Here is a 23,804-nt window from a genome sequence, read left to right on the forward strand (position 1 = left end):
CTTCATTGTCAGCTTTTGTCATTTTTCGTAAATACCACCAAAAACCTTGGCAAATAATTGAATAACGACTAGCGACGATTATTTGTTCACCCTGTCGACCAAGATTAATTTAATTCCTTCAGCAACTTGAGGATGATATGCCTGCGACAGCAAGGAATAATTTGCTAACATGTATTTATCAATGGCCTGGCGGGCCTGTATCACACAAGGAACTTTCATGGGCATACCCGAGTTTAATGACCGCAAGCTACGTTTGATCATGATGCTGGCCATGCTGGTGGTGATCCTGGCTGGCATAAAGGCGGCGGCAGATATTGTGGTGCCATTCCTGCTGGCGGTGTTCTTGGCCATCGTGTTAAACCCGCTGGTGCTGCTACTGGAACGCTTCCGGGTGCCCAGAGCGCTGGGGGTGACGCTGTTGGTGGTTGCCATCGTCGTGCTGCTGCTGACCTTGATTGGTATGCTGGGGGCTTCATTAAATGAGTTTGCTCGCTCCTTGCCGCAGTATCGGGGCATGATGCTGGAGAAGTTGAGTGAACTGCAATACCAGGCGCAACGCTTCAATCTGGATATTACCTTCTCGGCAGATGCGGTGGTCAAATATGTCGATCCTGGCGCCACCATGAACCTGGTGACCCGCCTGCTAGGGCAACTTTCCGGCGCGATGACCAGCATCTTCCTGTTATTGATGACGGTGGTCTTTATGCTGTTTGAGGTGAAGGTCTTGCCCTTTAAGCTGCAGCAGGCGCTGGATAATCCCACCGAAGGGATGGCCACTATCCGCAGGGCCTTGCAAGGGGTCACGCACTATCTGGTGATCAAGACCGCCATCAGCCTGGCCACAGGTCTGATCGTCTGGGGCTTTTTGAGCTGGGTTGGCGTTCGTTTTGCCTTTATCTGGGGCATGATGGCGTTCATGTTCAACTATGTGCCCAATATTGGTTCGATCATTGCCGCTATTCCGCCGCTGATCCAGGCTTTGCTGTTTAACGGCTTTGCCGATGCGGCCGTGGTGGCTGCGGGTTATATCCTGATCAACCTGATCATCGGTAATATGCTGGAACCGCGTATCATGGGCCGTGGGTTGGGGCTTTCTACGTTGGTGGTGTTCCTTTCCCTGATCTTCTGGGGCTGGCTGATGGGGCCCGTGGGGATGTTGCTTTCGGTCCCCTTGACCATTATCGCGCGCATCACGTTGGAAACTATGGACGGAGGACGCAAGGTGGCCATGCTCCTCGGTGATGGGCGCCAGATAAACGAAATCACGCCGAAATGAAGCTTAAACGGCGGCCTGTAGTTCTAACGAAGCCGAACCCACCGGCTTAAAGGTGGTGGGTTCTGGCGGATAGAAATAACGCAGTATGTTATACAGTGAATAAAATTCAAGCCGGTTACGCACGTTGATTTTCTCGGTGATATGGCGTTTATGCACGTACACCGTATGGGCGCTGATCTGTAATTTTTTGGCGATGCGATAATTCGGCATTTCGGACATCCAATAGCGCATTACCGTCAATTCTTGCGGGCTGAAAAGCGAATGAGCCTCTTCATCCTTCATTAGCTCACTTGGGCTTTTACTTAGCGTTTTTAGCGCAATGGGTAGCACGGTTTTGTTGAATAAAAAAGTATTGCTGGCAATACGCAGCGGGCTTTCACTGTAGGGATAAGGAGCATCCAGATAAATATATACCGTTGCACGCCAGGCCGCCGTGATAAACGCTGAAAGCAGTTGATTGTCTGTTGTGCAGCGGCAGTAGTTGGACAGATTCACCAAAATATGGCTGGGTTTGAAACTGGCCAGTAGAGGAAGCGCGGTGTCGATGTCTGGGCAGCAGTTTACTGACGCAAACACGTTGTCAGTAAAGTGGTTGGCGATCCCAATACGAGTGAAACAGCATTCGTCCACAACGAGTAGTTTCATAGTGACGTCCTTGTTGAAGATACAAAACGGCTAGAGCCTAATTATGTAAAATAGGCCTTACCCGGTTGTGGGATCAATTCGGAAATCCAGTGGCTATAGGAAGATATTTCCGTCCATAGCTTATTTTTCATTAATATCAGTAGGTTGGTGTATTCATATCGCTGGGGTTTTCCCCTGCCGCTGGCCAGAGCGGGGCGAACAGGGGATTGAACGGTCAGAAACGCCGCAGGCTGAAGGGTGTGATATCCAGGGATGAAGGCTTATCTTGCGCAAACAGCGCGGCTATCTCACCCAGTACGCTGGCAAACTTAAAGCCGTGGCCGCTCAGGCCGGTGATCACCATCAGGCGTTGGCAGCCAGGCAGGGTGTCGATAATAAAGTCTTCATCCGGGCTCATATCATAGCTACAGGCTTCACCGTGCAGACAGACGCCAAGCCCTGGCAGGAAGTGGCGCAGAAAGCCGAATACTTCGGTACCGTCGCTGGCCAGAGAGCCGAATGGTTTGCGCTGATCCGCTGTCTCCATCGGTTGTCCACCATCGTGTTTACCGACCTTTAAGCCGTCATTCTCGGATGGGAAACCGTAGTAGTGGCAGCCGTCTTGCGCTTCAACGGTGAAAGCCGGAAAGCGGTTGTTTTCGCTGTAACGACCATCTGCCTGATACCAGGAAAACACCTTACGCACCGGTGAAACAGGAAGCTGTGGTAACAGATTTTTGACCCAGGTTCCCGCGCAGACCACGGATTTACGCCCTTGGTAGCGCCCCTCTGAAGTCACGACCTCAACCCCTTGCTCGATTGGCTCGATGGCGGTTACCGGGCAATTAAACAGTTGGGCGCAGCCCGCTTCTCTGGCCAATCTGACGTAGCTGGCAACAATCAGTTCCGAGCGCAGTATCCCTGCATCTGGTTCGAACAGGCCAACATAACCCGCTGGCGCGGTGAACTCTTGCCAGCGTTGTTGGATCTGTTCGGCGCTCAGTAACTCGGTATGGAGGTTAAAGTTTTTGGCACTGCGCTGTGCCGTGGTGACAAATTCACTGTCTTGTGGCCCCAGGGTGAGCACGCCACAGGGATGAAACAGCTTGTCGCCGCTTTTCTGCTCTAATCCATTCCACAGTGCCTGGGCACGCAGCAGAAAAGGCACATATTTTTCGCCCTCGCCGTAAGCGTGGCGGATGATACGGGTATCGCCGTGGTGGCTGCCCTGACGATGCGGGGGGAAAGCGCTGTCGATCATTAAGACCTTAAGGCCTGCGGCTGTCGCATAATAGCCTGCAGCAGCCCCAACCGAGCCACTACCCACGATGATCAAGTCATATTCCACGTGCCATGTCCTTTCTTTGATGTGTCGCTGATGGCAGATATGATAAGAGTTTGGCAGCGGTAATGCACCATGAACCGATGCGGGTCGATACAAAAGAAAAGGCGCCGGTTAATTGCCGACGCCTTAGCGGTTGAGGGTGAATGGGTTAATGTTTTCTTCGATCAAGGTCTAAATAATCCGTAGATTCTATCTTGGCGATGCCAGCCTCTAAAATATTGATTAATTGGCGGGCAACGTCTGTGGTTAGCCAAAGAGTCCGATCCACTTGCGCTTCTTCGGCTGTTTGGTCTAGTGAAGACAGGTAATGAAGGCGAATCATCATGGCATCATAAACATCGACGGTACTGATATCCCAGCCAACAAGCGGATGTGTCTGTATTACTTCATCATTTCTGTCCATAAAGACCCCTTATCAAGTAGTGACTAGCTGGAGTTACTAACGAGGATCAATGTGTCTCACCTTCATGGTGAGCTTTTACAGTATACGCATTCAGGATCTGGCGTGGGGTGTTTTCCTGCGGTTTATTGCAAATAAATATTTTTTGCGTAATTAATCGGCTAGCGGAGTGGATAGCTGGGGGTTTTAGGTAAAGGGTTGGGGCAGCTGCATGCTGCGCCCGTGCTTAAGTCATCTAACAATATTACTCTTCGGCGGCAGGAGGAAGTTTCACGTGCGCATGACTTTCCAATTCGGCTGCCAAATGGGCGAAATGCTTTTGCATTTCAGGATCGCGGTTCTGATTTTGTGCTTCCAGTTTCAGGCTGTGGATCAGCAACTGGTTGGCTTTGTCATTCAAGCCAAAAGACAAATAAGAGAAAGCGACCTCGAGTACGCTCAGTCGCCGTTTTTGATCGGCGATCAGGGCCAGCAACTCGCCAAAGGTCATCGCTTCTTCGGGCTTGTCTTTATCAGGAACCATTGTTTATACCTTTGTTGCACCATAAGTTGTCTAATCATTACAGACCACAAGTGCTGTTTCTTCCAGGCAAAACGACGATACGGCAGAAACAAAAAAGCCGGAGAGCGACCCCCGGCAACAACTACATTGCAGAATTATTCTGCACTGAACCAATCGTCGGCACTTTCCCAGGTTTCCTGGAGTATCTCCTCGATCAGGTCTTTATCTGTTTTGGCACCGCCCATGACGGAAAGGCCATTGGCACCGGCATAACGGATCTGGACGGTAGTGTCAGGAAACTGGCGATTGACCCGTTTACTGAATTCGCCGGTCAGGGCTTCGATAGCCCCCGGCGGCAGTGGTTTGGTTTTATCTATAGTGACTTCAACACGCATAATTGCCCCCGGAACTGTCTACTGGATATTTATACAGTCAACTGGCGCCGGAGGCAAGAGCAGAAATAAAATATTTAGCAGTCGGTCACTGACCAGTTAATGGTCTCACCGGCCAGGAAGGGCACCACGGCTTCATTACCCAACGTGATCTCCTCTGGCTGGGCCACCGGCAGGCGTTGCAGCGTGATAAAGTCCTGGTTAACCGGCAAGCCGTAGAAGCGGGGGCCATTCAGCGAGCTGAAGGCTTCCAGGTGCTCCAGCGCGCCTAATTGTTCAAATACGGTGGCATAGGCGGGCATTGCGTTCGGGGCGTTAAATACCCCTGCGCAGCCACAGTTGGTCTCTTTACGGTGTTTGGCATGAGGTGCCGAGTCGGTGCCGAGGAAGAAGCGGTCACAACCGCTGGCAACGGCGCTGCGTAACGCTTCCTGATGGATGTTACGCTTGAGGATTGGCAGGCAGAACAGGTGTGGCCGGATCCCGCCTACCAGCATGTGGTTGCGGTTAAACATCAGGTGCTGTGGCGTAATGGTGGCACCAAGGAAACGATTGCCTTCCTGCACGTACTGAGCGGCTTCCCGGGTAGTGATATGCTCGAATACGATTTTTAATTCCGGGAACTGGCGGCGTACCGGCTCCATCACCTGTTCGATAAAGCGAGCCTCGCGATCGAAGATATCCACGCTGGCATCGGTGACTTCACCATGGATCAGCAGCGGCATACCCATCTTCTGCATCTGCTCAAGCAGGGGATAAATCCCGGTCACATCGCTCACGCCGTGGCTGGAATTGGTGGTGGCATTGGCTGGATAGAGCTTGGCAGCGGTGAACACCCCTTGCTCAAACCCGTTGACCAGCTCCGCCGCAGCGAGGGAATCCGTCAAGTAGCAGGTCATCAACGGCGTGAAGTTATGTTCTGCGGGGAGCGCAGCCAGAATACGTTCACGATAGCTACGTGCCGCGGCAACGGTGGTGATCGGTGGGGCCAGGTTCGGCATCACAATCGCCCGGCCAAACACCTGACTGGTATAGGGCAGAACCGTTTTCAGCATGTCGTCGTCACGCAAATGGATATGCCAGTCGTCAGGGCGGCGGATTTTCAGGGCTTGGGGTTGTGCGGTCATGGTGCAGAGCTCCGGCGGTCAAAAAATCTTAATAAAAGCGAATAAACGGGGGTTATTCACGCCGGGGTGAAAGGATAAGCGGAAAACGGTTTGGATGCATCTGTTAGTTAATGACAAGTTGAAATCAGTTGGCTTAGGCGAACAGAGCAACTTGGGCATTGGGCGTTAACAAACTGAAAAGAAGGGCATGAGTGTTCAGTAGTAAGAAAAAACCCGCCATCTAGGCGGGTTTTTTTATGGCAGGGATTAACTTAGTCGTTAACCGGCTGCGGTTTGGTCGCTGGAGCAGTGGCCTGATTCGCCGCTGCATGGCCGCCAGCAGAACCTTTTCCGTCAAAGTTGAAGGAAGGGCGCTGCCACTCGCTGGTCTTCGCGGCTTCCGGCTGATAATCCGGCGCAGGCGCTTTGGTCATTGGGGCGGTAGCGATATGCTTGTAGAGTGCCGGTTGTGGTTGTGCAACCACTGGGGCCTCTTGCACTGGAGCTGGAGCAGCCTCTGGCTGTGCTGACACGACTTCCGGCTCTGCGGTTAGAGTAGCCTCTGCAGGGGCGGCCACAACGGCTTCCACTACAGTTTCTTCAACTACAGGCTCTTGCACTGCGGGCTCAGCGATAACGGGTTCAGCTTGTACCGTGGCATCTGCAACCGTCTCATCCTCAGTTGTTTCACTGACAACGGTTTCATCTACCACAACAGCGGCTGGCTCGGCAGCGACGACAACGTCGGCTACGGTTTCAACCGGGGCTTCAACTACCGGTGCTGCTACCGATTCAGCTACTGCCGGAGCGGTTTCAACTACGCTTGGCGCTTCGTTGACTACAGGCTGAACAGGAGCGGCTTCAACAGCCACCGGTGCAGCAGCAACGGCTACGGTTTCTACCGCCACTGGCGCTTGAGCTTCTTCGTGTTCAACGTAGACGGCGGCTTGTGCCACAGGATAGCTGACCCAAACCTTGCCTGAAGCCATCTCTGGTGAGGCAAACGCCCCGGCCAACGGCATTGGCGACTGGTTCGGATAACGCTCGTCACGATAGCGACGACGGCGCTGACCACTGACGCGCAGATGGCGTGGAGAACGACGAGAACGACGTGGCATGCCGTTTTCACCGTTTCCACGGTTATCAGCTTGCGCGTCATCTTCAGACTGGGCCGCAATGGTCTGTGGCAACAGTTTAACGTTCTCAGCCACTACCGGAGCCTGGCTTTCTTCTACCTTGGCAACTGGCGCTTTAGGCGCTAACAGCTCTTCAGCGGCGCGATGCAGTTCTTCTTCCGCCGACAGGACGCGAACTTTCTGCGTGAGTGGACGGCGTTGACGACGCTGCGTTGGCTGCTGATGACGGTCTTCATCTTCGTCATTGCTATGGCTGGCAACAACGACTTCCGCAGTTTCTGGCACTTTGACGTCTTGCGGAGCCTGGCGCTTTTCTTCCTGACGACGGCGTTGACGCTCGGCACGCTGTTCACGGCGCTGTTGCTGATCTTCGCGCTGTACCTTGGCTGCTTCTTCAGTCTGCACTTCGGTATTGGCAGCCGCTGGTGCGGTTTGTTGCTGTGCGTTACGGCGGTTGTTGCGGCGCTGGTCGTCACGGTTTTCACGTGGTTCACGCGGCTCGCGATTTTCGCGTGGCTCACGATCACCACGTTCACGGTTGTCACGCCCTTCGCCACGTTCTTTACGCTCGCCACGTTCACCTTTACGGCCAGAACCCTGGCGGCGTTGGCCACGACGATCCTGACGGCGGTTGTCGCTGTCTTCTGTTTTCTCAGCTACAACCGGCTTGGCTTCAACCACTGGCGTTTCTTCACCGGCGAACAGTGACTTCAAGCCACCAAACAGACGGCTCAACAGGCCAGGTTTGGCTTCAGCAGCAGGGGCTGATGCAACTGCCGGTTTGGCGGCAACGGCAGGCTTGCTAACCACAGGCTCTTCTTCCTGCGGAGGAGCATCCTGTGACAGAGAGAAGGAAGCCAGAGCCGGTTGCTCGCGTTTGCGCTCGACTGGCGCATCATCCTGCGGCTGGGCCATTTCTTCTTCATGCAGCTTCGGCAGCAGGTAGCTCAGGGTTGGTGTTTCTTCACCCTTGCGTACGCGCAGCACGGAGTAATGCGGAGTCTGCATCTGATCGTTTGGCACGATGACCGCTTTCACGCCACCCTGGCGCTTCTCGATCGCGCTGACAGAATCACGTTTTTCGTTCAGCAGGTAGGAAGCAACCTGAACCGGTACGATGGCGTGAACTTCTTTGGTGTTCTCTTTCAGCGCTTCTTCTTCGATCAGGCGCAGAATAGACAGCGCCAGCGATTCGTTATCACGGATGGTGCCGGTACCGGTACAGCGCGGGCACACGTGGTGGCTGGACTCACCCAGTGACGGGCTGAGGCGCTGACGGGACATTTCCAGCAGGCCGAAGCGAGAGATACGGCCAATCTGAATGCGGGCACGATCCTGGCGGACGGCATCGCGCAGACGGTTTTCCACTTCACGCTGGTGACGAACCGGGGTCATATCGATAAAGTCGATAACGATCAGGCCACCCAGGTCGCGCAGGCGCAATTGGCGAGCAATTTCATCTGCGGCTTCCAGGTTGGTATTGAATGCGGTCTCTTCGATGTCGCCACCGCGGGTTGCACGCGCGGAGTTGATATCGATAGCGGTCAAGGCTTCGGTGGTGTCGATCACGATGGAACCACCGGAAGGTAGACGCACTTCACGTTGGAACGCGGACTCGATCTGTGATTCGATTTGGTAATGGCTGAACAGCGGGATTTCGCCACTGTACAATTTAATCTTGCTGCTGAAGTCCGGGCGGCCCAGGGCAGCGATGTGCTCTTTGGCCAGATCGAGTACCTTCGGGTTGTCGATCAGGATTTCGCCGATGTCCGGACGCAGGTAATCGCGGAATGCTCGCACGATAACGTTGCTTTCCTGGTGGATCAGGAACGGAGCAGGGCGGCCTTCGGCGGCTTTTTTAATCGCTTCCCAGTGCTTGAGGCGGAATGACAGGTCCCATTGCAGAGCGTCGGCAGATTTGCCAACGCCAGCGGTGCGGACAATCAGACCCATGCCGTCTGGCAATTGCAGCGAGGAGAGCGCTTCTTTCAGTTCGGTACGGTCGTCACCTTCGATGCGGCGGGAAATACCACCGGCACGCGGATTGTTCGGCATCAGAACCAGATAGCTACCGGCCAGGCTGATGAAGGTGGTCAAGGCAGCGCCTTTATTACCCCGTTCTTCTTTATCAACCTGAACGATGACTTCCTGGCCTTCACGCAGCACATCTTTGATGTTTGGGCGACCATGGGAAGAGTAATTGCTTGGGAAGTATTCGCGAGCGATTTCTTTTAGCGGAAGGAAACCATGTCGTTCAGCGCCGTAATCAACGAACGCGGCCTCGAGACTAGGTTCAATTCGAGTGATTTTGCCTTTGTAAATATTCGCTTTTTTCTGCTCATGGCCAGGGCTTTCAATATCCAGATCGTACAGCCGCTGTCCATCTACAAGGGCAACACGCAACTCTTCCTGCTGAGTTGCGTTAATCAACATTCTTTTCATCTTAACTTACTCGTTTTTTTTACATTATCGACAAAGCTGCGGGCAAAATAACCTCATGGCCAGGTTAAAACCGAAAACCCCGTGTCTTCTCGCAAAGCCGTCAACCTCACGGTTGTCGCCTGCATAGGGGCGCATTATCTCGGTAAGCCTGTATTTCTTTGTGAAACACAGCGCTTTTGACTCAGGGAATAGCCTCTGATGTATGTTGACAGATCTGATTCCATTTGCCGGCCAAGCTGCAACCCGCAGCCCGCTAATTGTTTGATTTCACATTACGTCTTACGCCATTGCTGCGTTTTTGTGCAACCAGACAAACTGTATAATTCCGCAATTCTCCTCGTTTCAAGGGGATCGGCACGGAAAGTTACAGCATTATTCCATTGCAAGTACCTTTATAGCAAGGTGACTTTGCGCTAACTGTGGCGGAAACCGCAAACGATCAACCTGGCTTGCTGCCTTATTGTTCGCTGGCGTTTCTTTCACAGTCTGAGAGACAGTTAAGCACATAAAAAGAGGTGGCGCTATTGACGCGCTCTATTTAGAATCCCGCCCCATGAAAACGAACATTCCCGCAGTACAATTAGTGACGATTTCTGACGATGAAGCCGGTCAGAGAATCGACAATTTTTTGCTTGCCCGCCTGAAAGGCGTGCCGAAGAGCATGATTTATCGCATCGTGCGCAAAGGCGAGGTGCGGGTCAATAAAGGCCGCATCAAGGCTGAATATAAACTGGCGGCGGGCGACGTGGTGCGCATTCCTCCGGTTCGGGTCGCCGAGCGTGAAGATGCGCCGGTTTCTGCCAAGCTGGATAAAGTTGCTGCCCTGGCGGATTGCATCCTTTATGAGGACGATCACCTGTTGCTACTCAACAAACCTTCGGGAACGGCGGTGCATGGCGGCAGTGGCCTGAGTTTTGGCGTGATCGAAGGATTGCGGGCATTACGTCCGGAAGCACGTTTTCTGGAGCTGGTGCACCGTCTGGATCGCGACACCTCCGGCGTGTTGATGGTGGCCAAGAAGCGTTCGGCGCTGCGTTCGCTGCACGAGCAGTTGCGCCTCAAGGGGATGCAGAAGGATTATCTGGCGTTGGTGCGCGGCGAGTGGCAGTCGCACTGCAAAGCGGTGCAGGCACCGTTGCTGAAGAATATTTTGCAGAGCGGGGAGCGCATTGTCCGCGTCAACAGCGAAGGCAAACCTTCGGAGACCCGCTTCAAGATCGAAGAGCGCTTTGAACATGCCACGCTGGTGAAGGCCAGCCCGATCACCGGGCGTACCCACCAGATTCGTGTGCATACCTTGCATGCTGGGCATCCGATCGCCTTTGATGACCGTTATGGTGACCGGGAGTTCGATCGCCAATTGGCGGGCACCGGCCTGAAACGCCTGTTCCTGCATGCGGCAGCGCTGCGCTTTGAACATCCTGCCACCGGCGAAACGATGCGCATCGAAGCGCCGATGGATGACGAGCTGCGTCATTGCCTGCAGGTATTGCGCCAACGGACCGCCGCAGCCAAAAAATAAGTTTATACCAGCGGGTTGACCCCTTCAGCCCGCAACATTTCCAACAATGCGATCAGCGGCAGGCCAATCAACGCATTCGGGTCGCGGCCCTCCAACTTATCAAACAGCGCAATCCCCAAACCTTCACTCTTGAAGCTGCCTGCGCAGTTGAGCGGCTGTTCCAGGCGCACATAGGTTTCGATTTCCACTTCGCTCAAGGCACGGAAATGAACGTGGAAAGGTTCACACATCACCTGTAGGCGTTGGCTACGGCTATTATAGAGCGCCAAACCGGTATAGAAGGTCACCTGCTGGCCGCTGGCCTTACGTAGCTGCTGGCGGGCGTTCTCTTCGCTATGGGGCTTACCGGTGATTTCTCCGGCGATCACGCAGACCTGATCGGAACCGATAATCAGATAATCAGGGTAGGCCATAGCCAGCGCCTGAGCCTTGGCCGCCGCCAGGCGCAGCACTAAAGCCTCGGCACTTTCACCGGGCAGCGGTGTTTCATCGGTTTGCGGTGCCGCACAAATAAAGGGCAGGTGCAGCTTCTCCAACAGTTGCTGGCGGTAGACTGACGTTGAGGCGAGTAAGAGTCTTTGCATAATTTTTTCCACAAACCATAGCGTAAATATGTCGCTCATCTTAAACTGTCGGCCGCTCTGGAAGCGAATATTGGTGAAAGGTGCCGTTTTAGGGCCTTTTTCTTTGACTCTATGACGTTACAAAGTTAATATGCGCGCCCTATGCAAAAGGTAAAATTACCCTTGACCATTGATGCGGTACGTACCGCTCAGAAACGCCTGGACTATGTTGGTTCCTACGCGCCTGAGCTGGTTACACGTGTTGCCGACTCCGTGGTCAGTGTGGACAGTGATGTCGAAGTGCAGTTGTCGTTTGATATTGATAACCAGCGCCTCGCGGTGATAACAGGGCATGCGGACGTCGCGGTAACGCTGATGTGCCAACGCTGTGGTGTCCCGTTTGCACACCAGGTCCACACAACATATTGTTTTAGCCCGGTCGTCAATGATGAGCAGGCTGAGGCATTACCGGAAGCGTACGAACCGATCGAAGTTGACGAGTTTGGCGAAGTCGATCTGTTGGCAATGATTGAAGATGAAATTATTCTTTCACTGCCTGTCGTTCCGGTACATGAATCTGAACACTGTGAAGTGTCCGAAGCGGACATGGTGTTTGGCAAACTGCCTCCTGAGGCGGAGAAACCAAATCCATTTGCCGTATTAGCCAGTTTAAAGCGTAAGTAATCGAGGAGTAAGGTCCATGGCCGTACAACAAAATAAACCAACCCGTTCCAAACGTGGCATGCGTCGTTCACACGATGCCCTGACCACCACCACCTTGTCTGTAGATGCGACTTCCGGTGAAACTCATCGTCGTCACCACATCACTGCCGACGGTTTCTACCGCGGTCGCAAGGTTATCGGCTAAGTCAGCGATACTTTGACTCGTCTAACCCTGGCGTTAGATGCAATGGGCGGGGATTTCGGTCCCTGCGTCACAGTGCCTGCTTCATTGCAGGCACTGGCCTCTAATTTACAGCTTCATCTCCTGTTAGTCGGCGATCCCGACGTCATCTCCCCGTTACTTGCCAAAGCCGATCCGTCTGTCCTGGAACGCTTGCAAGTCGTACCTGCCGAATCGGTTATTGCCGGTGACGCGAAGCCTTCACAAGCGATCCGGGCCAGCCGAGGTACCTCTATGCGCATTGCGCTGGAGTTGATTAAAAGCGGTGAGGCGCAGGCTTGTGTCAGTGCGGGGAATACCGGGGCGTTGATGGGGCTGGCCAAGCTGCTGATCAAACCGTTGGACGGCATTGAACGCCCGGCGTTGATGACCGTGATACCTAACCAACAGCGTGGTAAAACCGTGGTGCTGGATCTGGGGGCCAACGTAGAATGCGACAGCACGATGCTGGTGCAGTTCGCGGTCATGGGAGCAGTGATGGCGGAAGAGGTATTGGGTATCGCGCAGCCACGTGTGGCACTGCTCAATATCGGCGAAGAAGAAACCAAAGGACTGGATAATATCCGCGAAGCCTCCGCCGTACTTAAAAAAACGCAGGCAATCAACTATATTGGTTATCTGGAAGGCAACGACCTGCTCACCGGTAAAACCGATGTGATGGTCTGCGACGGCTTTGTCGGCAACGTCACTCTGAAAACCATGGAAGGTGTGATAAGACTGTTCTTGTCGCTACTCAAGTCATCCTCCGATGGGGGAAAACAGGCGTGGTGGTTAAAATTGTTGGGTCGTTGGTTACAAAAAAGGGTGGCAAGGCGTTTTGGTCATCTGAACCCCGACCAGTATAATGGTGCATGTCTGTTAGGATTGCGGGGAACCGTGATCAAGAGCCACGGCGCTGCAAACCAAAACGCGTTTGCGGTGGCAATCGAACAGGCTGTACAGGCGGTGCAGCGGCAAGTTCCGGACAGGATTGCTGCGCGCCTTGAAGCTGTATTACCCAAGAGTGACTGATCGTTCATGTATACAAAGATTCTCGGTACGGGGAGTTACTTACCCGCACAAGTGCGCACCAACGCTGACTTAGAAAAAATGGTGGATACGTCTGACGAGTGGATCGTGACTCGCACCGGTATTCGTGAACGTCGTATCGCTGCCCCGGATGAAACCGTGGCAACCATGAGCTTCCATGCCGCGTCTCACGCGCTGGAAATGGCGAGTGTGGCTAAAGAAGATATCGGCCTGATCGTGGTGGCGACCACCACCTCAAGCCATGCGTTCCCAAGTTCTGCCTGCCAGGTACAGCAGATGCTGGGTATTCAGGACTGCGCGGCGTTTGACATCGCGGCGGCCTGTGCTGGCTTTACCTACGCCTTGAGCGTGGCCGATCAGTACGTCAAGAACGGCGCGGTAAAACATGCGCTGGTGATCGGCTCAGATGTGCTGTCGCGCACGCTCGATCCTGAAGATCGCGGCACGATCATCCTGTTTGGCGACGGTGCTGGCGCGGTAGTGCTGGGGGCTTCTGAGGACCAGGGCATTATCTCTACCCATCTGCATGCCGATGGTCGCTATGGCAATCTGCTGGCTCTGCCGAATAAAGATCGTCAGAACCCGGATCATCCTGCTTACGTCACCATGGCGGGTAATGAAGTGTTTAAAGTGGCAGTCACCGAACTGGCACATATCGTTGATGAAACGCTGAAGGCTAACGATCTTGACCGCAGTGAACTGGATTGGCTGGTTCCGCATCAGGCCAACCTGCGCATCATCAGCGCAACGGCAAAAAAACTGGGTATGGGGATGGAGAAAGTGGTAGTGACGCTCGATCGTCACGGAAACACTTCTGCCGCCTCGGTACCTGCGGCGCTCGACGAAGCCGTACGCGACGGGCGCATCCAGCGTGGTCAGCTGGTGTTGCTGGAAGCATTCGGCGGTGGCTTTACCTGGGGCTCGGCGCTGGTTCGCTTTTGATTCAACAGGAATAAAAAAATGACGCAAACTGCTTTTGTTTTTCCAGGCCAGGGTTCACAAACCGTTGGCATGTTGGCCGATTTGGCCGCACAGTTTCCCATTGTGGAACAAACTTTTAGCGACGCTTCAGCGGCTTTGGGTTACGATCTGTGGCAGTTGGTGCAGACTGGCCCGGCAGAAGAGCTGAATAAAACCTGGCAGACACAGCCAGCGTTGTTGGCGGCCTCCGTTGCCATCTTCCGTGTCTGGCAGCAGCAGGGCGGTAACATGCCTGTGATGATGGCCGGCCACAGCCTGGGTGAATACTCGGCGCTGGTGTGTGCCGGTGTGCTGGATTTTGCTGCGGCTATCCGTTTGGTCGAGTTGCGCGGCAAGCTGATGCAGGAAGCGGTACCAGAAGGTACCGGTGCCATGTACGCCATCATCGGTCTGGATAATGCCTCGATTGCCAAAGCCTGTGAGGAGTCTGCTCAAGGCCAGGTAGTTTCACCGGTGAACTTCAACTCTCCGGGGCAGGTCGTTATCGCGGGCAACAAAGAAGCGGTTGAGCGTGCAGGCGCAGCTTGCAAGGCGGCCGGTGCCAAACGTGCACTGCCGTTGCCGGTGAGCGTGCCTTCGCACTGCGCACTGATGAAACCGGCTGCCGATAAGCTGGCTGTAGCGTTGCAAGACATCACCTTCAACGCGCCGTTAGTCCCGGTAGTCAATAACGTTGATGTACGCGCAGAAACCGCGCCAGAAGCTATCCGCAGTGCGTTGGTTCGCCAACTGTACAGCCCGGTGCGCTGGACGGAAAGCGTAGAATTTATGGCGGCAGAGGGTGTGACTCTGCTGTTGGAAGTGGGCCCAGGCAAAGTGCTGACCGGCCTGACCAAACGCATTGTCGACACTTTGACGGCGGCAGCGGTTAACGATACTGCCAGCCTGTCTGCGGCGTTGGAACAGTAAAAGAGGATAACCATGAGCTTCGAAGGGAAAATTGTCCTGGTCACCGGCGCAAGCCGCGGTATTGGCCGGGCTATTGCAGAGTTGTTTGTTGCACGTGGCGCCAAGGTTATCGGCACCGCTACCAGCGAGAGCGGTGCTGAAGCCATCAGCAGCTATCTGGGTGAGAACGGCAAAGGCTATATGCTGAACGTGGTTGATGCTCAATCTATCGACAACGTTTTGACCTCGATTCGTGCAGAATTTGGCGAAATCGACATTTTAGTGAATAATGCCGGGATTACGCGTGATAACCTGCTGATGCGAATGAAGGATGAGGAGTGGCAGGATATCCTGGACACCAATCTGACTTCCGTATTCCGTCTGTCAAAAGCGGTAATGCGAGCTATGATGAAAAAGCGGTTTGGCCGTATCATCTCTATCGGTTCCGTTGTTGGCACCATGGGGAATGCAGGGCAGGCTAACTACGCGGCGGCTAAAGCCGGTCTGATTGGTTTTAGTAAGTCTTTGGCACGTGAGATCGCTTCACGTGGCATTACGGTCAACGTCGTGGCTCCTGGCTTTATTGAGACGGACATGACACGGGCGTTGACAGAAGATCAACGCGCAGGCATTTTGACTCAGGTTCCGGCTAGCCGGCTTGGGGAAGCTAAAGAAATCGCCAGCGCTGTTGCATTTTTAGCCTCTGACGAGGCCAGCTACATCACCGGTGAAACGTTACATGTCAATGGCGGCATGTATATGATTTAAAAAATGCGAAAACTATTTGCGTTATTTGAGGTAAAAACCGCAAAATAGCGTAAAATCGTGGTTTGACCAGCCGGGATTTAGTTGCATCTTTTTCAACATTTTATACACTACGAAAACCATCGCGAAAGCGAGTTTTGATAGGAAATTTAAGAGTATGAGCACTATCGAAGAACGCGTTAAGAAAATCATTGTTGAGCAACTGGGTGTTAAGCAGGAAGAAGTATTGAACAACGCTTCTTTCGTTGAAGACCTGGGCGCTGATTCTCTTGACACCGTTGAGCTGGTAATGGCTCTGGAAGAAGAATTCGACACCGAAATTCCAGACGAAGAAGCTGAGAAAATCACTACTGTGCAAGCAGCTATTGATTTCATCAACGCTAGCCAGCAGTAAGCGAACATATCTAGGCGGTCACTCGACCGCCTAAGTTTTTTCTATCCCTAGCGTCATATTTTCCCTCCTTGGAGGACAAACGTGTCTAAGCGTCGAGTAGTTGTGACCGGACTGGGCATGTTGTCTCCTGTCGGCAATACTGTAGAGTCCACATGGAATGCTCTTCTTGCCGGTCAGAGTGGCATCAGCCTGATCGACCATTTCGATACTACTGCCTATGCAACGCGCTTTGCTGGCTTGGTAAAGAATTTTAACTGTGAAGATTTCATCTCGCGCAAAGATGCGCGCAAGATGGATGCCTTCATTCAATACGGCATCGTCGCCGGCATGCAAGCCATGCAGGATGCGGGGCTGGATATCAACGAGGCGAACGCCAATCGTATTGGTGCCGCTATCGGCTCTGGTATCGGCGGCCTGGGGTTGATTGAAGAGAACCATAGCTCACTGGTTAACGGTGGCCCACGGAAAATCAGTCCGTTTTTTGTGCCTTCGACCATTGTGAACATGATTGCCGGTCACCTGACCATTATGTACGGCATGCGTGGCCCAAGTATTTCCATCGCTACTGCCTGTACCTCAGGTGTCCATAACATTGGCCATGCCGCACGTATCATTGCTTACAATGATGCCGATGTGATGCTGGCCGGTGGCGCAGAAAAAGCCAGTACCCCTCTGGGTGTCGGCGGCTTTGGGGCGGCTCGTGCGCTCTCAACCCGCAATGACAACCCACAGGCCGCAAGCCGCCCCTGGGATAAAGACCGTGATGGTTTTGTCCTGGGCGATGGTGCGGGGATGATGGTGCTGGAAGAGTACGAACACGCAAAACAACGCGGTGCGAAAATTTACGCCGAAATTGTCGGGTTTGGTATGAGCAGCGATGCCTACCACATGACATCACCACCGGAAAACGGTGCTGGTGCCGCCTTGGCGATGGAAAACGCACTGCGTGATGCAGGTGTGACAACGTCACAGATTGGTTATATCAACGCGCATGGCACCTCGACGCCGGCCGGTGATAAGGCCGAAACCCAAGCGGTGAAATCCGTATTTGGCAGCGATGCCAACCGGGTGATGGTCAGCTCCACCAAATCGATGACCGGCCACCTGCTGGGGGCCGCTGGGGCGATTGAGTCGATCTTTACCGTGTTGGCTCTGCGCGATCAGGCGGTTCCACCTACCATCAATCTGGATAATCCGGATGAGGGTTGCGATCTGGATTTCGTACCACACGAAGCGCGCCAGACCAAAGATATGGAGTTCACGCTGTGTAACTCCTTCGGCTTCGGTGGCACTAATGGTTCGCTGATTTTCCGTCGCGTATAATTATTGCCAACTTAAGTTGATAAAGGCCCGGTGCATTTTGACCGGGCTTTTTTTATGGCTCCAGGCCGTTTATCGTAGTATGCGCCTGTTATGCTGTAGTGATAACACAGTGAGGAAACGCATGTACTGGATCAATGGACAACAACATGACGCCCTGGCAGCCAGCGATCGCGGTTTGCAGTTTGGCGACGGCTGCTTTACCACCGCCAGAGTAGTGGATGGCAACATCGATCTTTTCCCTTGGCATCTTGAGCGCATGCAGCAGGCGGCACAGAAGTTGCTGCTGCCTGCAGTGGACTGGGCGGCATTGGAACTTGAGATGCGCCATGCGGCAGGCTCTCTGTCCCTTGGCGTGGTCAAAGCGATACTGACCAGAGGCAGCGGCGGACGAGGTTACAGCCCGCGCGGCTGCGCTGCTCCTACACGGATCGTTTCACGCAGCACCTATCCCGCTCATTACCTGTCATGGCGTGAGGAAGGGATCAGCCTGACGCTCAGCCCGGTAGCGCTAGGGCGTAATCCATTGCTGGCTGGCCTGAAACACCTTAACCGCCTGGAGCAGGTGTTGATCCGCGCACATCTTGACCAGGCCGATGCCGATGAGGCGCTGGTGCTTGACACTGCGGGTATGCTGGTGGAATGCTGTGCGGCTAATTTGTTCTGGCGTAAAGGAAAAAGCGTCTTTACGCCAAATCTGGATCAGGCCGGTGTCGCCGGTGTGATGCGCCGCCGCGTGATTGAACTTCTGGCGGGCAGCGAGTATCTACTGCATTACGTCAGTGAACCGCTGGAGACGCTGGCCGATGCGGAGGAAGTGCTGATATGCAACGCGCTGATGCCGTTGCTGCCGGTGAATAGGGCACAATCATGGCGCTACCCTTCGCGCCAACTGTATGATTTTTTGCGACCACACTGTTAATGATGGCTGATCGATGAAGAGAAAAAAGCTCAAGATTGTTGTACTGCTGCTGCTCCTGGCGTTGGCTTCGCTGTATTGGGGGCATCAGCGGATTGAACGCTTTGCCGAGACTCCGCTGGCGATTGGGCAGGAAACCTACTTCAAACTGCCCGCAGGCACTGGCCGTGTGGCGCTGGAAGGGCTGCTGGTACGCGACAAGCTGATCCACAATGGCCGTTGGTTCCCGTGGTTACTGCGCCTGGAGCCGGAACTGGCCGAATTCAAGGCGGGTACCTACCGTTTAACCCCGGGGATGACGGTGCGCCAGATGCTGAAACTGTTGGCGAGCGGCAAAGAAGCCCAGTTCAGCGCGCGCTTTATCGAGGGGTTGCGTCTGAAAGATTGGCTGCAGGTGCTGCAAGAGTCCAAATACGTCAAACATACCCTGGCAGGTAAAAGCGAGGCGGAAATCGCCAAGGCACTGGGGCTGCCGGAAGGTGGCGTGCTGGAAGGCCGTTTGTATCCAGATACCTATCTCTATACGGCGGGAACCACTGATCAGGCATTGTTAAAGCGCTCGCAGTTGCGGATGTACAAGGCATTGCAGGACGTTTGGCATGCGCGAGACACCAGCTTGCCATACAAAACGCCGGAAGAGTTGCTGACGATGGCTTCGATCGTTGAGAAGGAGACGGCTGTAGCGGAGGAACGCACCAAGGTCGCTTCGGTGTTTATCAATCGCCTGCGTTTGGGCATGCGTTTGCAAACCGATCCTACGGTGATCTACGGCATGGGCGACAGTTACACCGGGAACATCACCCGTAAGGATCTGGAGACGGCAACGCCCTATAACACCTATGTGATCAGTGGCCTGCCGCCAACGCCGATCGCCATGCCGAGCCATGCTTCACTGGAAGCCGCTGCCAATCCGGCTAAAACCGATTATTTGTACTTTGTTGCCGACGGCAAGGGTGGCCATACGTTCACCACCAACCTGGCAAGCCATAATGCTGCGGTGCGTGTCTATCGGCAGGTACAAAAGGAAAAGAATGAAAAGTAACTTTGTAGTGATTGAAGGCTTGGAAGGTGCGGGTAAAACCACCGCGCGCAATACCGTGGTCAACGTGCTTAACGAGCAGGGTATTAATGACATTGTATTTACCCGTGAACCGGGTGGTACGCCACTGGCGGAGAAGCTGCGCGAGCTGTTTAAATGCGGCGCAGACGGCGATTTGCCGACCATCAAGGCGGAACTGCTGATGATATATGCCGCGCGGGTGCAACTGGTGGAAACCGTTATCCAACCGGCGTTGGCGCGGGGAGCCTGGGTAGTGGGCGATCGTCACGACCTTTCCGCGCAAGCCTATCAGGGCGGGGGCCGGGGAATCGATCCACACTTGATGAGTTCGCTGCGTGATACGGTATTGGGTGACTTCCGCCCCGACCTGACCCTTTATCTCGACTTGCCTCCGTCGGTAGGCCTGCAAAGGGCGCGTGCGCGCGGAGAGTTAGACCGTATTGAGCAAGAAGCGCTGCCGTTCTTTGAACGTACCCGCGCGCGCTATCTTGAACTGGCGGCGCAGGATGCGAGCATCGTTACCATAGATGCGGCACAAACGCTGGAACAGGTCACCGCCGATATTCGCCAGGTGGTTGTACAGTGGCTGCAACAGCAGGAAGGGGCGTAATGAACTGGTACCCGTGGCTTAACGCTCCCTATCGTCATTTGGTGGGGCAGTATGCGGCTGGGCGTGGCCATCACGCATTACTGCTGCATGCGGCGGTGGGCAACGGCGATGCTGAGCTACTCTATGCCCTTAGCCGTTGGCTGATCTGCCAAAAGCGCAATGGTGAAAAGAGCTGCGGTGAGTGTCACAGCTGCCGGTTGATGCTGGCAGGCAACCACCCGGACTACCACGTATTGGCCCCGGAAAAGGGCAAGAGTAGCTTGGGTATCGAACCTATCCGCCAGGTGATTGAGGTCCTCTATTCCCATGCCCAGCAGGGGGGAGCCAAGGTGGTGTGGCTATCGCAGGCAGAACTGTTGACCGAGGCCGCCGCCAACGCCTTGCTGAAAACCCTGGAAGAACCTCCGGCCAATACCTACTTCCTGCTAGGTTGCCGTGAGCCCTCACGCCTGCTGGCGACACTGCGTAGCCGCTGTTTCTACTGGCATCTGGCCAGCCCGGATGAACAGCTGAGTCTGCAATGGCTTAACCGCCAGGGCGCGGGCAATTCGGTCGATCGCCTGACCGCATTACGCTTGCATGACGGTGCTCCACTCGCAGCCGAACAGTTGCTGCAACCGAATCGCTGGCAACAGCGGGCCGCACTGTGCAACGCCTTGAACACCGCTCTGCCGCAGTGCGATATGTTGGCCCTGTTGCCGGCACTGAACCATGACGACGTGGCGGACCGGCTACACTGGCTATGCGCGTTGCTGATGGACGCGATGAAATACCAGCAGGGTGCCGCGAGCTATGCTCTGAACCAGGATCAATTGCCACTGGTCCAGCAATTGGCCAGCCGTTTGAGCAGCGTTTCGCTCCAGCAAATCATGCAGCAGTGGCTTAACTGCCGCCATCAGTTACTCAGCGTGGTCGGCGTTAATCGCGAGCTGTTGCTGACAGAACAGTTACTCGGTTGGGAGCAGATGCTCGGCGCTACCGGCTACTCACCCCCTCATTCGTTGTAAAAGAGTTAATTATCATGTTATTAGTAGATTCTCACTGCCACCTCGACAGCCTGGACTTCGCCACCTTGCACCACAGCGTGGACGATGCTCTGGTCAAAGCCAAAGCGCAGGATGTGGGCTTTGTACTGGCGGTTGCCACCACGCTGCCGGGTTACCAGGCGATGACCCAACTGATCGGTCAACGTAACGATGTCGCCTTCTCCTGCGGCGTTCATCCGTTGAATCTGGAGGGGGGCTACGATTATGCCGAACTGCGCAGTCTGGCTGCGGCAGAGCAGGTGGTTGCCCTGGGGGAAACCGGGCTGGATTACTTCTATCAGCAAGACAATATCCCGTTACAGCAAGAGTCGTTCCGCCAACATATTCGTATTGGCCGGGATCTCAACAAGCCGGTGATTGTGCATACGCGTGACGCGCGTGACGATACCTTGGCCATTCTGCGTGAAGAGAACGCACAGGATTGCGGCGGCGTGCTGCATTGCTTCACCGAAGATTTGCCAACGGCGAAAGCCTTGCTCGATCTGGGCTTCTATATCTCGTTTTCCGGCATTGTCACTTTCCGTAACGCCGAGCCGCTGCGCGAGGTGGCCCGCTATGTGCCATTAGATCGTATGCTGGTGGAAACCGACTCGCCATACCTGGCGCCGGTGCCTCATCGCGGCAAAGAAAACCAACCCGCCTATGTGCGTGACGTCGCAGAATACCTGGCCGTATTGAAGGGCGTCAGTCTAGAAAACCTGGCGCAAGCGACCACCGCCAACTTTTCACGTTTGTTTCACATCGAACTCTGAACCTTCGTCTAGGCTTAGCAAACCGCTGGCGATAATCTAATTCTTTTTAAGCTCGTAATTAATCCTCGAAACGGGTAATGTTCCCACCCGTTTCAGGGGATCGGTCGGGCAAATTTTCATCTTTCTTCACAAAAAGTAGACGATTTTTGAAAAATGGCCGGTCAGATTCATCGAAACGTGACTGCCATCAAACATTGTTCAGGGTATTTATTTTACTCTGCGTAAAAATTAAAGGGGTGCTCAGACACCCTGAAAATGCAGGGGTTTTCTCTCCCCCCTCTGCAACGCGAAAATTCGCGAGAAGTAGCAAAGCACTATTACTCAGGAGCACACTCAACTATGTTCAAGAACGCATTTGCCAACCTGCAAAAAGTAGGTAAATCGCTGATGCTGCCGGTTTCCGTATTGCCTATCGCAGGTATTCTGCTGGGCGTCGGTTCCGCCAACTTTAGCTGGCTACCGCTGGTAGTCTCTCACGTGATGGCGGAAGCCGGCGGTTCCGTATTCGCCAATATGCCGTTGATCTTCGCTATCGGTGTTGCCCTGGGCTTCACTAACAACGACGGCGTTTCTGCATTGGCCGCGGTAGTGGCTTACGGCATCATGGTGAAAACCATGGCCGTGGTTGCGCCGCTGGTGCTGCATTTGCCAGCCGAAGAGATTGCGGCCAAACACCTGGCGGATACCGGTGTGCTCGGGGGGATTATCTCCGGTGCCATTGCTGCCTACATGTTTAACCGCTTCTTCCGCATTCAGTTGCCAGAATACCTGGGCTTCTTTGCCGGTAAGCGTTTTGTGCCGATCATCTCTGGTCTGGCCGCTATCATTCTGGGTGTGATCCTCTCCTTCATCTGGCCACCAATCGGTACGGCTATTCAGACCTTCTCCGAATGGGCGGCTTATCAGAACCCTGTGGTGGCATTCGGTATCTACGGTTTTGTTGAGCGTGCGCTGGTACCCTTTGGCCTGCACCACATCTGGAACGTTCCGTTCCAAATGCAGATTGGTGAATATACCAATGCGGCCGGTCAAGTGTTCCACGGCGACATTCCACGTTACATGGCGGGTGACCCAACTGCGGGTATGCTGTCTGGTGGCTTCCTGTTCAAAATGTATGGTCTGCCTGCTGCTGCGATTGCCATCTGGCACTCAGCCAAGCCGGAAAACCGTGCCAAAGTCGGCGGTATCATGATCTCCGCTGCGCTGACCTCGTTCCTGACCGGTATTACCGAGCCGATCGAGTTCTCCTTTATGTTCGTTGCGCCGATCCTGTACGTAATCCATGCGATCCTGGCCGGTCTGGCGTTCCCAATCTGTATTCTGTTGGGTATGCGTGACGGTACCAGCTTCTCACACGGCCTGATTGACTTCATCGTACTGAGCGGCAACAGCAGCAAAATCTGGCTGTTCCCAATCGTTGGTGTCATCTACGGTCTGGTGTACTACACCATCTTCCGCGTGCTGATTGCCAAACTGGATCTGAAAACCCCTGGCCGTGAAGACAATGCTTCCGAGCAGGTGGCTCAGGGCGGTTCTGAAATGTCTGCTGCGCTGGTTCAGGCATTCGGCGGTAAAGAAAACATCACCAACCTGGATGCCTGTATTACCCGTCTGCGCGTTAGCGTGGCCGACGTATCCAAGGTCGACCAGGCTGGTCTGAAGAAACTGGGTGCTGCCGGTGTAGTTGTGGCTGGCTCAGGCGTTCAGGCGATCTTTGGTACCAAATCCGACAACCTGAAAACCGATATGGATGAATACATCCGTAACAACTGATTCAGGTAGGGGAGTTAATGGGGAGGCTTAGGCCTCCCTTTTTTTATGGGTTGAT

Annotated in this window: 24 protein-coding genes; 16 read left to right on the forward strand and 8 right to left on the reverse strand. The window is 54.2% G+C overall.

From position 1 onward, the window contains the following. Positions 1-217: 217 nt before the first annotated feature. Entirely contained in the window at positions 218-1,276 is a 1,059-nt protein-coding gene (locus KGP16_RS10905) for an AI-2E family transporter (protein WP_021804726.1), read from the forward strand. Between the two features lie 3 nt (positions 1,277-1,279). On the opposite strand, the gene KGP16_RS10910 is transcribed toward KGP16_RS10905, so the two are convergent. From KGP16_RS10910 to rne, 7 genes are all read right to left on the reverse strand, one after another. Continuing rightward, positions 1,280-1,921 (reverse strand): LuxR C-terminal-related transcriptional regulator, encoded by a 642-nt coding sequence (locus KGP16_RS10910; protein ID WP_094982282.1) that lies wholly within the window; start codon positions 1,919-1,921, stop codon positions 1,280-1,282. A 214-nt stretch (positions 1,922-2,135) separates the two neighbouring features. After that, positions 2,136-3,248 carry an N-methyl-L-tryptophan oxidase gene (solA, locus tag KGP16_RS10915; protein WP_223501326.1) on the reverse strand — a complete coding sequence of 371 codons (1,113 nt, stop codon included), beginning with the start codon at positions 3,246-3,248 and terminating at the stop codon, positions 2,136-2,138. 145 nt (positions 3,249-3,393) lie between these two features. Beyond that, the gene (bssS, locus tag KGP16_RS10920; protein ID WP_024485935.1) at positions 3,394-3,648 is read right to left on the reverse strand and encodes a biofilm formation regulator BssS; all 255 of its coding nucleotides are present in this window, start codon (positions 3,646-3,648) and stop codon (positions 3,394-3,396) included. A 241-nt stretch (positions 3,649-3,889) separates the two neighbouring features. Continuing rightward, the gene (locus KGP16_RS10925) at positions 3,890-4,168 is read right to left on the reverse strand and encodes a hypothetical protein (RefSeq protein WP_021178316.1); all 279 of its coding nucleotides are present in this window, start codon (positions 4,166-4,168) and stop codon (positions 3,890-3,892) included. A gap of 134 nt (positions 4,169-4,302) precedes the next feature. Then, a complete protein-coding gene (dinI, locus tag KGP16_RS10930; protein WP_021178315.1) occupies positions 4,303-4,542 on the reverse strand; it encodes a DNA damage-inducible protein I in 240 nt (79 codons plus the stop codon). Positions 4,543-4,616: 74 nt separating this feature from the next. Further along, positions 4,617-5,666, reverse strand: a complete 1,050-nt coding sequence (pyrC, locus tag KGP16_RS10935; RefSeq protein WP_223501327.1) for a dihydroorotase — start codon at positions 5,664-5,666, stop codon at positions 4,617-4,619. A 251-nt stretch (positions 5,667-5,917) separates the two neighbouring features. Then, on the reverse strand, positions 5,918-9,223 hold the full coding sequence (rne, locus tag KGP16_RS10940) for a ribonuclease E (protein ID WP_223501328.1): 3,306 nt from the start codon (positions 9,221-9,223) through the stop codon (positions 5,918-5,920). A 553-nt stretch (positions 9,224-9,776) separates the two neighbouring features. Between rne and rluC the strand changes: the two genes are divergently transcribed. Further along, complete coding sequence (gene rluC / locus KGP16_RS10945; protein WP_021178312.1) at positions 9,777-10,745, forward strand: 23S rRNA pseudouridine(955/2504/2580) synthase RluC; 969 nt, start codon at positions 9,777-9,779, stop codon at positions 10,743-10,745. Between the two features lie 2 nt (positions 10,746-10,747). Here rluC and KGP16_RS10950 read toward each other — a convergent pair whose 3' ends face one another. Next, positions 10,748-11,329 carry a nucleoside triphosphate pyrophosphatase gene (locus KGP16_RS10950; protein WP_021804720.1) on the reverse strand — a complete coding sequence of 194 codons (582 nt, stop codon included), beginning with the start codon at positions 11,327-11,329 and terminating at the stop codon, positions 10,748-10,750. Between the two features lie 141 nt (positions 11,330-11,470). Here KGP16_RS10950 and yceD point away from each other — a divergent pair, with 141 nt between their 5' ends. The 14 genes from yceD to ptsG all read left to right on the forward strand — a co-directional run bounded on the left by yceD (position 11,471) and on the right by ptsG (position 23,749). Next, positions 11,471-11,992, forward strand: a complete 522-nt coding sequence (gene yceD / locus KGP16_RS10955) for a 23S rRNA accumulation protein YceD (RefSeq protein ID WP_024485941.1) — start codon at positions 11,471-11,473, stop codon at positions 11,990-11,992. Positions 11,993-12,008: 16 nt separating this feature from the next. Then, positions 12,009-12,176, forward strand: coding sequence for a 50S ribosomal protein L32 (rpmF, locus tag KGP16_RS10960; protein WP_004943042.1), 168 nt, complete (start codon positions 12,009-12,011; stop codon positions 12,174-12,176). 12 nt (positions 12,177-12,188) lie between these two features. Continuing rightward, entirely contained in the window at positions 12,189-13,223 is a 1,035-nt protein-coding gene (gene plsX, locus KGP16_RS10965; protein ID WP_071680507.1) for a phosphate acyltransferase PlsX, read from the forward strand. A 6-nt stretch (positions 13,224-13,229) separates the two neighbouring features. Beyond that, positions 13,230-14,183: a beta-ketoacyl-ACP synthase III gene (locus tag KGP16_RS10970; protein ID WP_218519452.1), complete on the forward strand. Its 954-nt coding sequence runs from the start codon at positions 13,230-13,232 to the stop codon at positions 14,181-14,183. 18 nt (positions 14,184-14,201) lie between these two features. Then, positions 14,202-15,131, forward strand: coding sequence for an ACP S-malonyltransferase (gene fabD / locus KGP16_RS10975; protein WP_021804717.1), 930 nt, complete (start codon positions 14,202-14,204; stop codon positions 15,129-15,131). 12 nt (positions 15,132-15,143) lie between these two features. After that, positions 15,144-15,878: a 3-oxoacyl-ACP reductase FabG gene (gene fabG / locus KGP16_RS10980; protein WP_021178306.1), complete on the forward strand. Its 735-nt coding sequence runs from the start codon at positions 15,144-15,146 to the stop codon at positions 15,876-15,878. A 154-nt stretch (positions 15,879-16,032) separates the two neighbouring features. Next, complete coding sequence (acpP, locus tag KGP16_RS10985) at positions 16,033-16,269, forward strand: acyl carrier protein (RefSeq protein ID WP_004719003.1); 237 nt, start codon at positions 16,033-16,035, stop codon at positions 16,267-16,269. 81 nt (positions 16,270-16,350) lie between these two features. Beyond that, positions 16,351-17,592, forward strand: coding sequence for a beta-ketoacyl-ACP synthase II (gene fabF / locus KGP16_RS10990; protein ID WP_024485943.1), 1,242 nt, complete (start codon positions 16,351-16,353; stop codon positions 17,590-17,592). A 121-nt stretch (positions 17,593-17,713) separates the two neighbouring features. Beyond that, positions 17,714-18,511 carry an aminodeoxychorismate lyase gene (pabC, locus tag KGP16_RS10995; RefSeq protein ID WP_209527579.1) on the forward strand — a complete coding sequence of 266 codons (798 nt, stop codon included), beginning with the start codon at positions 17,714-17,716 and terminating at the stop codon, positions 18,509-18,511. A gap of 13 nt (positions 18,512-18,524) precedes the next feature. After that, complete coding sequence (gene mltG, locus KGP16_RS11000; RefSeq protein WP_223501329.1) at positions 18,525-19,550, forward strand: endolytic transglycosylase MltG; 1,026 nt, start codon at positions 18,525-18,527, stop codon at positions 19,548-19,550. Continuing rightward, complete coding sequence (tmk, locus tag KGP16_RS11005; protein ID WP_021804713.1) at positions 19,540-20,178, forward strand: dTMP kinase; 639 nt, start codon at positions 19,540-19,542, stop codon at positions 20,176-20,178. The genes mltG and tmk overlap by 11 nt, the downstream gene beginning before the upstream one ends. Next, positions 20,178-21,185, forward strand: coding sequence for a DNA polymerase III subunit delta' (holB, locus tag KGP16_RS11010; protein WP_059200558.1), 1,008 nt, complete (start codon positions 20,178-20,180; stop codon positions 21,183-21,185). Before tmk ends, holB begins: the two co-directional genes overlap by 1 nt. A 14-nt stretch (positions 21,186-21,199) precedes the next feature. Further along, positions 21,200-21,976, forward strand: a complete 777-nt coding sequence (locus tag KGP16_RS11015) for a metal-dependent hydrolase (protein ID WP_059200559.1) — start codon at positions 21,200-21,202, stop codon at positions 21,974-21,976. A gap of 339 nt (positions 21,977-22,315) precedes the next feature. Further along, positions 22,316-23,749: a PTS glucose transporter subunit IIBC gene (ptsG, locus tag KGP16_RS11020; protein ID WP_021804710.1), complete on the forward strand. Its 1,434-nt coding sequence runs from the start codon at positions 22,316-22,318 to the stop codon at positions 23,747-23,749. Positions 23,750-23,804 lie beyond the last annotated feature (55 nt).

The sequence above is a fragment of the Serratia sp. JSRIV006 genome, assembly GCF_019968685.1.
Taxonomy (GTDB): domain Bacteria; phylum Pseudomonadota; class Gammaproteobacteria; order Enterobacterales; family Enterobacteriaceae; genus Chania; species Chania fonticola_B.